Origin of the sequence: Staphylococcus sp. HMSC14C01, assembly GCF_001808085.1 — a bacterium.
Taxonomy (GTDB): domain Bacteria; phylum Bacillota; class Bacilli; order Staphylococcales; family Staphylococcaceae; genus Staphylococcus; species Staphylococcus hominis.
Genome location: NZ_KV792021.1, coordinates 86,139 through 100,546 on the forward strand (window position 1 = coordinate 86,139; position 14,408 = coordinate 100,546).

The 14,408-nt window shown below is 30.9% G+C and carries 15 protein-coding genes; all 15 read right to left on the minus strand.

The window, feature by feature from the left end; translation table 11 throughout:
- Positions 1 to 27: 27 nt before the first annotated feature.
- The 15 genes from HMPREF3131_RS02860 to cmk all read right to left on the minus strand — a co-directional run bounded on the left by HMPREF3131_RS02860 (position 28) and on the right by cmk (position 14,407).
- Positions 28 to 645: a DUF1405 domain-containing protein gene (locus tag HMPREF3131_RS02860; protein WP_049420517.1), complete on the minus strand. Its 618-nt coding sequence runs from the start codon at positions 643 to 645 to the stop codon at positions 28 to 30.
- A 25-nt stretch (positions 646 to 670) separates the two neighbouring features.
- The gene (locus HMPREF3131_RS02865) at positions 671 to 1,210 is read right to left on the minus strand and encodes a YpiB family protein (RefSeq protein WP_017176298.1); all 540 of its coding nucleotides are present in this window, start codon (positions 1,208 to 1,210) and stop codon (positions 671 to 673) included.
- Between the two features lie 14 nt (positions 1,211 to 1,224).
- Positions 1,225 to 2,469 (minus strand): tetratricopeptide repeat protein, encoded by a 1,245-nt coding sequence (locus HMPREF3131_RS02870; protein WP_017176297.1) that lies wholly within the window; start codon positions 2,467 to 2,469, stop codon positions 1,225 to 1,227.
- A 6-nt stretch (positions 2,470 to 2,475) separates the two neighbouring features.
- Entirely contained in the window at positions 2,476 to 3,774 is a 1,299-nt protein-coding gene (aroA, locus tag HMPREF3131_RS02875; protein WP_049420515.1) for a 3-phosphoshikimate 1-carboxyvinyltransferase, read from the minus strand.
- A 10-nt stretch (positions 3,775 to 3,784) separates the two neighbouring features.
- The gene (gene aroB, locus HMPREF3131_RS02880; RefSeq protein ID WP_070436445.1) at positions 3,785 to 4,849 is read right to left on the minus strand and encodes a 3-dehydroquinate synthase; all 1,065 of its coding nucleotides are present in this window, start codon (positions 4,847 to 4,849) and stop codon (positions 3,785 to 3,787) included.
- A 38-nt stretch (positions 4,850 to 4,887) separates the two neighbouring features.
- Entirely contained in the window at positions 4,888 to 6,054 is a 1,167-nt protein-coding gene (gene aroC / locus HMPREF3131_RS02885) for a chorismate synthase (protein ID WP_017176294.1), read from the minus strand.
- Positions 6,055 to 6,283: 229 nt separating this feature from the next.
- Complete coding sequence (gene ndk, locus HMPREF3131_RS02890; protein ID WP_017176293.1) at positions 6,284 to 6,736, minus strand: nucleoside-diphosphate kinase; 453 nt, start codon at positions 6,734 to 6,736, stop codon at positions 6,284 to 6,286.
- Positions 6,737 to 6,856: 120 nt separating this feature from the next.
- Complete coding sequence (locus HMPREF3131_RS02895; RefSeq protein ID WP_017176292.1) at positions 6,857 to 7,813, minus strand: polyprenyl synthetase family protein; 957 nt, start codon at positions 7,811 to 7,813, stop codon at positions 6,857 to 6,859.
- Positions 7,814 to 7,842: 29 nt separating this feature from the next.
- Positions 7,843 to 8,544, minus strand: a complete 702-nt coding sequence (locus HMPREF3131_RS02900; RefSeq protein WP_017176291.1) for a demethylmenaquinone methyltransferase — start codon at positions 8,542 to 8,544, stop codon at positions 7,843 to 7,845.
- Positions 8,544 to 9,125, minus strand: a complete 582-nt coding sequence (locus HMPREF3131_RS02905) for a heptaprenyl pyrophosphate synthase subunit A (RefSeq protein WP_017176290.1) — start codon at positions 9,123 to 9,125, stop codon at positions 8,544 to 8,546. The genes HMPREF3131_RS02900 and HMPREF3131_RS02905 overlap by 1 nt, the downstream gene beginning before the upstream one ends.
- 188 nt (positions 9,126 to 9,313) lie before the next feature.
- Positions 9,314 to 9,586 (minus strand): HU family DNA-binding protein, encoded by a 273-nt coding sequence (locus HMPREF3131_RS02910; RefSeq protein ID WP_002449794.1) that lies wholly within the window; start codon positions 9,584 to 9,586, stop codon positions 9,314 to 9,316.
- Between the two features lie 168 nt (positions 9,587 to 9,754).
- On the minus strand, positions 9,755 to 10,753 hold the full coding sequence (locus HMPREF3131_RS02915) for an NAD(P)H-dependent glycerol-3-phosphate dehydrogenase (RefSeq protein ID WP_017176289.1): 999 nt from the start codon (positions 10,751 to 10,753) through the stop codon (positions 9,755 to 9,757).
- A gap of 14 nt (positions 10,754 to 10,767) precedes the next feature.
- A complete protein-coding gene (gene der, locus HMPREF3131_RS02920; RefSeq protein ID WP_017176288.1) occupies positions 10,768 to 12,078 on the minus strand; it encodes a ribosome biogenesis GTPase Der in 1,311 nt (436 codons plus the stop codon).
- A 184-nt stretch (positions 12,079 to 12,262) separates the two neighbouring features.
- Positions 12,263 to 13,441 (minus strand): 30S ribosomal protein S1, encoded by a 1,179-nt coding sequence (gene rpsA / locus HMPREF3131_RS02925; protein ID WP_017176287.1) that lies wholly within the window; start codon positions 13,439 to 13,441, stop codon positions 12,263 to 12,265.
- Positions 13,442 to 13,750: 309 nt separating this feature from the next.
- Positions 13,751 to 14,407, minus strand: coding sequence for a (d)CMP kinase (cmk, locus tag HMPREF3131_RS02930; protein ID WP_017176286.1), 657 nt, complete (start codon positions 14,405 to 14,407; stop codon positions 13,751 to 13,753).
- Between the last annotated feature and the right edge of the window lies 1 nt (position 14,408).

The window sequence follows — 14,408 nt, forward strand, 5'->3', positions numbered from 1 at the left end:
TCAATTTCACTCTCCTTTAATCATATTCTACTGACTATCGATTTTTTTATCAAATAATTTAACCTTTATTAATTTATTAAAATTATAATAAAGCATAAGTGATATAATACTTAGCCATAGCGCGATAAAAGCAACTAAATGAACGTGTTGCTGTATAAAATCATAATAAGGATATTTCTTTAATATATAATCTACATAATCATTGTTAAATACCCATATCATAGAGATAAACAAACTGAGCATAGAGATGTTGAATCGTGGATAAAAATAGATACTTTCAAGTACCATAATTCCATGACTAATAATTAAAAATACATTCATAATAGTTATATCATCATTATTAATTATCATTATAAAATTCATAATGACAGCCCATAAACCATATTTAAATAAAGTTACAAATGCTAGTCCTTCAATAATACTATTTTGTTTATTTAAAATTATTAAACAAATTGATATACATAAAAATAGCGATGCAATAGGACTATCTGGTACAAAAATTAGATAATGCCATTGTGTCTTAAGTAATTGATCACCATACCATATAAAACCATAAATGGTACCTAAAACATTACATATAAGCAATATTACGAGTATGGAACGTTGATATAATGATAATTCCCATAGTTGTCTTAAAGTAGGCATAAGTTATAATTCCTTTAATTTTGATCTATGAGTGATGAGTTAATACACTCAAAATTTGTGATAATTGATAAAAGCGTTGTTGATCTTTCATTTGTAAACTTACATCGATATGATGTTCTAATTGTTCGATTAATGAATACTTTTTATTTAGATCAAGATTTAAGTGATATATATTATTAAGATATGCAAGATATTGATCAGAATATATTAATTGTTGAATTATGAGCTCATTTAATCGCCAATCTTGCTCATCGTTGTATTCAAAGTGAATGAATATATCAATACAAATATCTTTAGAAGCTATATAATTGAATATTTCATTTGTATTAATTAATGTTTGATCGTCTTTTGTTAATTTAATTGCAGAGAAATTGGAGTGTTTTAGGCCAATTTCAAGGGTTATATGACTTTTAATTTTCTTATTTACAAAATGACTACAATTTAATTTTAGCGGTGAAGCTTTTAAATAATTTAATAGCCACACACTAATTCTGGACTTAAAATGATAATGAAACAAAGCATATTCAATATAGCTTTGTTTCATTTTAACTAATGTGTCATTCAATTTTAACACCCACTCTAGTCATTCAATCTACTCAATTCTTCATTCCAAGTTTCATTAGTTGGATCAATGATTAATAACTCGTTAAGCAATACTTTAGCTTTATCTTTTTGGCCAATTTCAATTAAATAAAAATAATAATCGCTTAAGAATAAACTCTGAGATTTCAATGTCGGATAAGCCAATTCATAGAAATGTTGGGCTTCAGTATCTCTTTCTTCTTCCCCATATGCATGTGCTAAGTGCCACATAAAGACAGGGTCAAGATCTTCTTCATCTACATAAGATAGGAGTGAAATGATGGCTTCATAATCTTCTTCTTGGCGGAATAAATCACTTAAGATAAGTAAAGGTTCATGGTAAGCATTATCTACTTCAAGTGCTTTTTTAAGAAGTTCTACCCCCTCATTCGCATCTCCATGTTCAATTTCTAAACTACCGGTAGAAACCATGAGCTCTTTATAAAATTGATTAAGACGTAACCCTTCTTTACCTGTTTCAATCGCATCTGGATAATTTTTTTCATTTTCATATAAAGATTGTAAATAAAAGTAACCTTGAATAAAGTCTGGATCTTTAGAAAGAAGTGTAGTCATAATTTTTATAGCTTCTTGAGTTAGATCATTTTTTTCATATGCGATAGCTTTTTTGAAAAAGTCATCAGAGATCATTTCATCTTCACTAATCTCATCAAATAACTGTATAGCATCACTATAATTTCCACTTTGTAACGCACAATCAGCCATTCTTGAAAATAAATTAATTCCATTTATTTCATATTCGCCTGTATCTAAAACAACTTCATATTCTCGTGTAGCACGAAGGTATTGTCCATCAAAATAAAGTAATTCTGCTAAAGCAAAATGAATAATTGGGTCATTAGGTTCTAATTCACGCGCTTCAGTTAATTTATCAATAGCAACTTCAGTCATATTGATTTGTTGATATAAGTCGGCTTCTAACATTAATTTTTCAGGTGACAATTCAACTTGATTTAAATATTCTAATGCTTCGTCTGTCTGATTTTCAGACATAAGCCCTTCGATAAAATAAATTAATAGTTCACTTTCATCTGGATACTTATGATATAACGTTCTAAACACTTCAAGACCTTGAGGTGTTAATCCAAAGTTATATAATGTTTCTCCTAAAATAAATAAAGCATCATCATTATTGGAAGTTAATGCTTCATTTACACGTGTATCTAAATGATCTAATTTTTGAAGATTGATATCGTCTATTAATTTATAGATATCTTCCATAATATTTTATCCCTCATTTTCTAAAAGCTTTAATTTCGGCAAGAAACCAGGGAATGATACATTTACTGCATCAAACTGACGTATCGTTAATGGTGAATCACTTAAAATAGATGCGACTGCAAGCATCATGCCAATTCTGTGATCAGTTAAGCTATCTACTATAGCATTTCTAGTTAATTTAGAGGGATGAATAATTAATCCATCCTCAGTAGCTTGTAATTTAAAACCTAGTAAATTAAGCATATCTGCAGTTGTATCAATACGATTAGTTTCTTTTACCTTTAATTCCTCTGCGTCCTTAATCATACTTGTACCAGAAGCTTGAGTGCATAACAAAGCAATAATTGGCAATTCATCAATTGCTTTAGGAATTAAATCTCCTTCAATTGTGATGGGTTTCAAGTCGTTCGTATACTGAACTCTAATCGACGCAGTTGGTTCTGAAGATTCTGTAACATTAAATAACTCAATGTTACCATTCATTTGTTCAACGATATCTATAATACCTGAACGTGTAGGATTGATGCCAACATTATGAATTGTAATATCACTTCCAGGAGAAATCAAAGCAGCTACAATAAAGAAAGCGGCCGAAGAAATATCTCCTGGTACTACAAAGTCTTTAGGTTGAATATTGCTTATAGCATAAGGAGATGTTGTAATCACTTTTTGATTTACTTGTATTGGAATTTGATAATGTTTAAACATCGTTTCAGTATGATTTCTACTTATGTCTAATTCTGTAATTTGTGATGCATCTTTTGAAAATAGACTTGCAAACAAAATTGCACTTTTAACTTGAGCACTTGCGACTTCCATTTGATAATTGATGCCATTAATGGCTGAAGGCTTAATAATAAGTGGTGTATAGTTATTTTCAATACCGTTAATATTTGCATTCATTAATTTTAAAGGTCTTAAAACACGATTCATAGGTCGTTTTCCTATCGATGCATCTCCAGATAAAACACACTCTATGCCCAATCCACTTAAAAGACCAGCAAGTAAGCGCGTTGTTGTACCAGAATTTCCAGTATATAACGTTTGATGTGGTATATTGAAATGTTGATATCCTGGAGAATTAACAATAAGACGATGTTCTTCAATTTCAATCTCCACACCTAAGAGTTTAAAAATTTCAATCGTACGTAAACAATCTTCACCTAGAAGCGGTTGTTCAATAATTGATTTACCTTTAGCGAGTGACGATAGCATAATTGCTCTATGCGTCATAGATTTATCTCCGGGTACTTCTATCTCACCCTTTAATGGACCATGAATATCTATTATTTGACTTGTTGTCACAGTATTTCACCTACTCTACTAATAATTGTAGTTGTTTAAATGATTGCTTCAATATATTTTTTTCTACATGATATACATTAGGTTTGCCTAATTTCTCGAGTAGAACCATTTGAATACCTTCACCATTATTCTTTTTATCTGATAACATATATTGATACATTTCTTCAAAATCAATCTGCTGGATTAAATCCAGCGGATAATTTAATTGATTCATATAATTAATATAATGTTGAATATCAAATTGTGTGCCAAGAAGATGATTTGCCACAATAAATTGATAAATCATCCCAATCATAATGGCATGACCATGAGGTATTTTATACTTATATTCTACTGCATGTCCAAAGGTATGACCTAAATTTAAATATTTTCTAACATTACTTTCTTTTTCATCTTTTATAATAATGTTTAGTTTTGTTTTTATGCCCTTAAAAATAAATTGATCCATATCTTTAAGTGATTCAAGTGTTTTTCTATCTGAAAAGTGTTTTTCAATATCTTCTGTAGCAACTGTGCCAGTCAATAAAGCATGCTTATACACCTCAGCGTATCCACTTAAAATTTCATGATAAGGTAAAGTTTTTAAAAAATCCAAATCATATATGACTGCTTTAGGTCTATAAAATGCGCCTATAAGATTTTTACCATGGGAAGAATTTATTCCAACCTTACCTCCTACACTTGAGTCATGCGCTAATATTGTTGTAGGTACTTGTATAAAATCAACACCTCTTAATAAAGTAGAAGCTAAGAATCCTGTAAAATCTCCTGTGGCTCCACCACCTATAGCAACTAAACAAGTATTACGAGTAAGATTCATTCCTAGTAGTTGTTCTATGATAGCTTGATAATGATTAAACGTTTTCATTTTTTCGCCGGCAGGAACGATAACTTTTTGAATGTTTGAATTGTGACATATTGTTTCAAATTTATCTCTAAAATTAAAATCAACAAATTCATCTATAATTAAGAATACTTTATCGTAATCTTGAATATATTCGGATAAATATTTAAATGCATGATGTTCTACAATAATTGGATAATTATTACTGTGATATGTGGTTTGTAATTGCATGATATACCTCATTTCTAAAGGTTAATTAAAAAAGATGTTTAAAATTCTATATTTAACTTTCTACGTTCTTCAATTTGTTCTTTAAGTTGATCGATATGATTAGATTGGAATTCTTCTAAAAGAGCTTTAGCAACTTCAAAAGCAACGACATGCTCGCAAACAACACTTGCTGCTGGAACTGCACAACTATCTGAACGTTCTATAGTTGCTTTAAAATCTTCTTTAGTATTAATATCTACAGAATTTAAAGGTTTATATAAAGTTGGAATAGGTTTCATAACGCCATTTACAATGATAGGCATACCATTAGTCATTCCACCTTCAAAGCCACCTAAATGATTAGATCCTCTATAATAACCTCTTTCAGAATGATATAAAATTTCATCTTGAATTTCGCTTCCAGGTTTTTCAGCAGCTTTAAACCCTTCACCAAAGCTGACACCTTTGAAGGCATTAATACTTACAACACCTTGCGCAATACGTCCATCGAGTTTACGATCATAATGCACGTAGCTACCTACTGCAACTGGCATATTTTCAACCATAACTTGAACTACGCCACCTATAGAGTCGCCTTCCTTTTTAGCTTCATCAATTTTATCTCTCATTTTTTGAGCAATCGATTCATCAATCACACGTACATCATTTTTATCGATATTTTGTTTAAATGTTTCTGTATCGTATAACCCTTCATCTTTAATTCCACCAATTTCTACAACACGACTATACATATGAATGTCTAGTTGAGAAAGTAAAATTTTGGACACTGCTCCTACAGCTACGCGTGCAGCTGTTTCTCTTGCAGAAGAACGTTCAAGTACATTTCTCAAATCACGATGATTATATTTCATACCGCCAATTAAGTCTGCATGACCAGGTCTTGGCTTTGTAATTGTACGTTTCATATTTTCTCGTGCTTCGTCACTAATTGGTTCAATACCCATAATATTTCTCCAATGAGTAAAATCATCATTTTTAACTACAATTGTAATTGGACTACCTAAAGTAAAGCCATTTCTTACACCAGAAACAATTTCTACTGCATCTTTTTCAATTTGCATTCGACGTCCTCTACCGTAGCCACCTTGACGCTTAAACATTTCTTTATTTATCTCCTCAGCTCTCATTTCTAAGTTAGCTGGAACACCTTCAATAATTACTGTTAGTTGTGGACCATGGGATTCTCCTGAAGTTAAATATCTCATGAATAATAGCTCCTTTCCTTTACCACTTTAAATAGTATTATGTATTATTTGTTATCATATCATATTCAACGAAATTACATAACTAGTGTAGAATAATTGGTGTTTGAAAATTCAAATAATTTCATATAAAAAAGTACCTAAGACAACTGTTGTCTTAGGTACTTTCTAACATGTTGGCAGTCAATGGTTGAATGGAAAATAAATTCCAGTTTATTCCAATTTTAAAAAATTATTCTTCATAAAGCCAATTTTCCCTAATAGCTTCGTAGCTATATATTTCATCATCATTAAACCATAAATTGATTTCTCTTTCAGCAGATTCTACAGAGTCTGATCCGTGAATAATATTTCTCCCTACTGTTAAACCATAATCGCCTCTTATAGTACCGGGATCGGCTTCAGTGGGATTTGTTTTTCCGATAATATGTCTAGATACCGCAACTGCGTCTTCTCCTTCAACAACCATGGCAAACACAGGTCCAGAAGTTAAAAATGAAACAAGTTTATGAAAAAACGGCTTCTCTGTATGTTCAGCATAATGTACGTTAACAGTATCTTTAGTTGGAATTATAAATTTACCGCCAACTATTTTTAAACCTTTTCTTTCAATTCTAGAAATAATTTCTCCTATTAAATTACGTTGTACTGCATCTGGCTTAATCATTAAAAAAGTGCGTTCCATTATACAAATCCCCCTAATTAAAAAAATTGATTTAATATGTATAAATACATTTAATAGAAAACAACCTACTACTACTAAATACTAACAGGTTGTTAAAGCGCTTTCAACTTTTTTCTATTTTTAAGTATTTCTAGATCGCATTCTTTTAATAAGCTTTCTAAATAAATTTTGAGCATTTGGTTCCTCTAATTGATCAATTAAGTCGAGTGCTTTATTTAAATAGTGATCGCTCACTTCTTGAGATTGTGTGATACTATTTGAATTCTTGATTTGATCAATAAGTGGGCCAAATTGATTTTTATTTGTCAGGTGTGATAACTCAGCAATTTGTTTTTTGAAAACTGGGTCTTTTTTCATCTCTAATAAAACTGGTAATGTAATATGGCCATTCATTAGATCACTACCCACAGGTTTACCTAATTTTTTCTCAGTACTTGTAAAATCTAAAATATCATCTACAATTTGAAAACTCATTCCAATATAATGACCAATCATTTTTAATTTTCGAATCGTCTCATTATCAGCTTGTGATGTTATTGCACCAACTTCCGTTGAAAGTTGAATAAGCAACGCCGTTTTTCTATTAATACGTCTCAAATAGTTCGTAATATTTTGATGACTATTAAATTGGTCTTGGAATTGGAAGAGCTCGCCTCTACAAACATCAACAATTGCGTTAGAAATAATAGTATGAACACGATGATCTTCAATTTTAGAAAGTTGTTTTAAACCTAAAGCTAGTAAGAAATTGCCAGTTAGGATAGCGGTAGTAACATCCCATTTTTTTTCAATCGTCAATTTACCACGACGTTTGTCACTTTTATCAATCACATCATCGTGCACAAGTGTTGCCATATGAATTAATTCTAAAGCTACTGCAACATGATACGTATCTTCAGTAATTTTTTTTGGTCCAAACTGACTACTAAGAAGAACAAATGCTGGACGCACTCGTTTGCCACCCGAAGATAATAAATGAAATGCTGCTTCTTGTAATACAGAATCATTACTTTTAATAGCATTTTTTAAACGCTTTTCAACATTTTTAATTTCACTATTCATACTTAACTTTGCCACATTAATCACCTTTTATTTAGTAGAACTTTCTATTTATAGCCAAGGTGCATTGCAGCAACGCCACCTGTAAAGCTACGAACTTTTACATGACTGAAACCAGCCTGTTCAAATAAACGCTTTAATTTAGTTTTATCTGGAAAATTGAATGTAGATTGTTGTAACCATTCATATTCTTCCTTAGATTTAGCAAACAACTTCCCGAAAATAGGCATCACAAATTTAAAGTAAAGTTTATAAACTTGTTTAAATACGGGTAATGTTGGTTGACTTGTTTCTAAACATACAATCATACCGCCTGGTTTCAATACGCGATTTAATTCTTTTAATGTTGCTAAATAATCAGGCACATTTCTTAAACCGAAACCAATGGTTACATAATCGAATGTGTTATCTTCAAATGGTAAATTCATAGCATCGCCGTGCACTAAGTGAATATTAGGCATTGATTTAGTTTTTTCTTTACCAACTTCAAGCATATTTTCACTGAAATCTAAACCTGTAACTTCTCCATTAGGTCCTACTGCTCTACTTAAAGCAATGGTCCAATCTGCTGTACCACAACATACATCAAGTGCTTTACTTCCAGGTAACACATTCATATCTTTCATTACATGTTTACGCCATATTTTATGTTGTTCGAAGCTTATTATATTGTTCAATCGATCATATTTTTTAGAAATATTTTGAAAAACCGTATGAACTTGTTCTTTTTTTGCATTATTTTCAGTCATTAATTATTACCTCTACTTTTCTCTTTATCGCTTTGCTTTATATGTTTAATAATTTGGTTGATTTCATCTTCATCATATTCACTTAAATAAGAGGGATAATATTGATGTACCCCATTAAATAATTTTTCAAATATTTCATATTGAGAGATCTCAATATCTGTAAAATGAGAAATAGTTATAAAAGGGAAAAGTGTTTCTATATCTAACACAGCCTTATATATATCATGACGCTCGAGTGAATGATGATGCAATGAAGTTTTAAGCTCATTAGATTTGATAATCGCTTCACTCATTAGTCTTTGATATGATACATCACCAATTTCAGATATTAAAGTATAAAAATGAGCACTTAATAAGTCACCAATTAGAATTGATTTCTTAGATAATTTATTTTTAGAAATATCATCTAGATGCTTCATTGAAGTATCAATAGTGAGGCAGGCAAGTTTAGCATTTTCTGGAATATTAAAATGATCTAAAACATCACTTAATCCTTTATTAATGTGAATTGCTTCATATTCATTAATTCCTTTAAGCCTTTGAGTAATTTGTCTATTTAATTTGCTTAATGTTCTTTCCATGTTCACACCTCACGTTAGTATCAATATACATATTAACATTATATTCATAAAAATAAAATATAGTGCTTATGACGAAAATAACTTCATAGTCGCTTCACAGTGAATTGTACAATTATAAATAAAACATATGTATTTAGAATTAAACAATATATAAAATAAAAAGCCCTTATAGGGCTTTTTTAAGTAAATTATTTTACAGCATCTTTTAATGCTTTACCAGCTTTGAATGCTGGAACTTTACTTGCAGGAATTTCGATTTCTTTACCTGTTTGAGGGTTACGTCCTTTACGTGCAGCACGTTCACGTACCTCGAAGTTTCCGAAACCAATTAATTGAACTTTTTCACCTTTAGAAAGTGAGTTTTGAATTGATTCGAAAACAGCATCTACTGCTGAACCAGCTTCTTTTTTAGTTAAATCAGCTTGTTCTGCAACCGCATTGATTAAGTCAGTTTTATTCATTATGAGTTCACCTCCGGATGAATGATAATGATAAATTTATATCATTATGGTATGACTTTAACACAATAATTCCCTTTACCGCAACGATTTATATACTTAAAACGTTGAATTGTCAGTATTTCGTGAATAATTTTATAAAATATTTGTGTTAAATAGCAAAATTACACTTTATTCAGCTTTTTTATCTCGCCCCATTAAATCTTTCACGCTATCTTTCACTGGTTTATCTTCAAATAATACTTTGTATAAAGCATTGGTTATTGGCATATCAACATTTTGAGACTTCGCTAAATGATATACTGAATTTGTTGTGTAAATTCCCTCAACAACCATATTCATTTCGTTAAGTGCTTCTTCAGTCGTTTTACCTTTTCCTAATTTATATCCCAAAGTATAATTTCTTGAATGAGTAGACGTACACGTTACAATTAAATCACCAATGCCACCAAGACCTAGAAAAGTCATAGGATCAGCCCCTAGCTTTTCACCTAGTCGACTAATCTCAGCTAAACCTCTTGTCATTAAAGCCGCTTTAGCATTATCACCATAACCCATTCCAGCAACAATACCACTTGCTACAGCAATAATGTTTTTAAGTGCACCACCTAGTTCTACTCCTATCAAATCATTATTAGTATATACTCTTAAGTAATCATTCATGAATAAATCTTGAATAAGTTTACTTATGTGTTCATCTTTTGACGAAGCTGCAACAGTTGTGGGTTGTTTAATTACAACTTCTTCAGCATGACTTGGTCCAGATAGTACCCCTACGCCATTTTTATGGTTCTTAGATACTGAATCTTCAATCATTTCTGATACACGTTTAAATGTTTCATTTTCAATACCTTTTGCAACGTGAATAAACGTTTTTTTAGTTTTAATATGTTGATCAATTTCAGTCACAACATTCCTAATTGCTTTTGTAGGTAAAGCAATTAAAAATATATCTGAAAAATTAACTGCTTGTTCTAATTGACTTGTTGCTTTAATCGTTTCATTTAATGTTACGTCTTTCAAGTACCGTTTATTTTGATGAGATTGATTGATTTCATCTACAGTATTTTCATTTTTCCCCCACATTAAAACTGAATGGCCATTCTCTGCTAAAACATTTGCTAATGCAGTACCAAAACTTCCTGTACCAAAAACCGTAATCTTAGTCATCTTAATCTCTCCTCTTAGTTTCTTCTTCTAGGGATGATATGAATAGGCGTTCCTTCAAAACCAAATGCATCTCTAATTTGATTTTCGAGATAGCGTTTATAAGAAAAATGCATTAACTCAACATCATTTACAAATACAACAAATGTTGGTGGTTCAATAGCCACTTGAGTAGTATAGAAGACATTTAAACGTCTACCTTTATCTGTAGGTGTAGGATTCATTGAAATAGCATCTGTTACTACTTCGTTAAGTGTTGAGCTTTGAACACGTTTTTTGTGATTTTCACTTGCTTCTCTAATATAAGGGAAAAGTGTTTTTAATCGTAGTCGCTCTTTTGCCGATACGAAAGCGATAGGTGCATAATCTAAAAATTGAAATTGATTACGTACATCGTCAGCAAATTTTTTCATGGTATTAGTATCTTTTTCTACAGCATCCCATTTATTTACGACAATCACCATTGCTTTTCCTTCTTCATGAGCATATCCAGCAACACGCTTATCTTGTTCAATAATTCCTTCTTCGGCATCAATAACTAATAACACCACATTTGAACGCTCAATTGCTTTTAAAGCTCTTAATACAGAGTATTTCTCAGTTGATTCATATACTTTACCTTTTTTTCTCATACCTGCTGTATCTATTAACACATAATCTTGTCCATCATAGCTATACTCAGTATCTACAGCATCTCGAGTTGTACCTGCTACATTTGATACAATAACACGTTCTTCACCTAAAATGGCATTTACTAAACTAGATTTGCCCACATTTGGACGACCAATAATAGATAAACGAATAGTGTCATCATCATATGGATCACTATCTTCTTCTTTAAAATGTTTAACGACTTCATCTAATAAATCACCTAGACCTAAACCATGTGAACCAGAAATTGGATAAGGATCGCCAAAACCTAAAGAGTAAAAATCAAAAATATCACTTCTCATTTCAGGATTATCTACTTTGTTTACTGCTAAAACAACAGGTTTTTTTGATTTATAAAGTAATTGAGCTACCATTTCATCACTTTGAGTGAGACCTTCCCTTACATTTACCATAAAGATAATTACGTCTGCTTCATCAATAGCGATTTCTGCTTGAGCTCTTATTTGTGTTTGGAAAGGTGCATTTCCGATTTCGATGCCTCCAGTATCAATGATATTAAATTCATGTGTTAACCATTCGCCTGAAGAATAAATACGATCACGCGTAACACCTGGAGTATCTTCAACAATTGATACACGTTCACCTACTACTCTATTAAAAATTGTAGACTTACCCACATTAGGTCTACCTACAATTGCTACAATAGGTTTAGTCATAAGCTAACTTCCTCTCTTTCTAAAATCTCTATAATTTTATCATATGCAATGATGATTTAAAAACAAGTATATATTGTCATACGATAGATAGTGAGTAAAGATAAATAAAAAAGAGCAAGAAAGAATTCTATTTGAATATCTTTTCTTGCTCTCATCATTAAATTAAATAATAAAATATTTAATATTAGAATTTTAAGTTTTTAAATTTATCACCAAAAACGTCACCTAATGTTGGATTGTCTTCATCTGTTTCATTAGATAAATATGATTGAGTTGTAGCTTCGTCACTTTCAATCACATCTTCATTTGGTAATGTAGCTTTAATAGATAAAGAAATACGCTCATTTTCTTCATCAATACCTAAAATTTTAACGCTCACTTGTTGTCCTGGTTCTAACACTTCACTTGGTGTACCAATATGTTTATGAGCAATTTCTGAAATGTGTACAAGTCCTTGAACACCAGGAGCAATTTCCACAAAAGCACCAAAGTTAGCCAAGCGAATTACTTTACCTTCGATAACGTCGTTTTCGTGGAATTTACCTTTAATATTTTCGAATGGAGTTGGTAAAGTATCTTTAATAGATAAAGAAATACGCTCAGAATCTTTTTCAACAGATTTAACTTTAACGTCCACTTCTTGTCCAACGCTTACCACGTCTTCAGGAGATTGAACATGCTCATGTGATAATTCTGATACGTGAACTAATCCATCAACGCCACCAATATCTACAAAAGCACCAAAGTTAGTAAGACGAGCAACTTTCCCTTTGATAACGTCCCCTTCATTAAGTGAATCTAATAACGATGCTTTTTTAACGTCATTTTCAGCTTGTTCAACTGCTTTACGGCTTAAAATGACTCTATTATTTTCAGGATCTAATTCTTCTACTTTAAGACGAATTGTTTGTCCTTCAAATACAGAGAAATCTTCAATGAAATCAGTTGAAATGAGTGACGCAGGAACGAATCCTCTTTGGCCCACATCCACAACTAAGCCACCTTTAACTACTTCAGTAACTTTAGCTTCGATTACTTCGTCATTATCAAGCTTTTCTTGTAAATATTCATATGATTTTTCGGTTTCAAGTTGACGTTTTGATAAAATGTAAGCGCCTGATTCATTTTCTTCGTCAATTTCAATTTTGGTTACATATGCTTCAATTTCATCACCTTCTGAAATAATCTCACTTGGATTTTCAATGTGATGAGTTGAAAGTTGGCTAATTGGAATAATTCCATTATATTTAGCCCCATCAATATGAACTACTACTTGTTTATCTTCAACTTGTTGAACTTTTGCAGTGACTTTGTCACCTTCTTTAATATCATTAATCATTGATTCATTGAATTCTTCAGTCATCATGTTTGCCTCCTTATACACTACATAACTATAACATCTTATAAACACAAGGAATTGTCAAGAAATACCCCTTTAGTTTCATAAGTTTTTAAAAAATATATCATTTTTTAAAATTATTTAATATTGAGCAATAGAAAAATATATTTATTAATATCAATAAAAATCGAAACTTATGATTGAATATAAGATTAAGAAAATTTATTGTTTATATTTCCATAATTAATTATATATAACTAAAATAGCTATTTAAAATAATTCGCTTATATTTTAGTCATTTAACGAATTAAATTAAATAGCTATGTACAAAAATTACAGATTCTCTACTAATTTTAATATTTCTTCAGTTACTTCTTCTATAGTTTTACTCGTTGTATCCACTGTTATAGCATCTTCCGCTTTTCTTAAAGGTGAAATATCACGATTCATATCGTAATGATCTCTTTCTTCAATTTCTTTTTTTAATTGATTTAAAGTGGAAGAAATGCCACGTAATTCATTCTCTTTTTGTCTTCTTTCAGCTCTTTCATCTACAGAGGCAATCATATATACTTTTAACTCAGCATCTGGAAGAACGACGGTACCAATATCTCTACCGTCCATAACAATTCCTTTTTTTATTGCTAATTCTTTTTGTTTTTGTACGGCGTATGTGCGTACAGGTTCTTTTGATGCAACATATGAAACATGTTGCGTGACATCATTTTCTCTTAGATAGTCTGTCACATCCTCGTTATCTAAAATAATTCGTTGTCCTTTTGATGGATTGTAAGTTAATTCTAAAGAAGTATGATTAATTAAATTTTGAAAATCTTCAGGAGCATCTTGCTTTAAATATTTATACGTTATTGCACGATACATTGCACCAGTATCGACATAAATCATTGATAATTTACTAGCCACTTGTCTTGCAATTGTACTTTTTCCAGCAGCAGCAGGACCATCTAATGCAATATTAATTGGATTCATA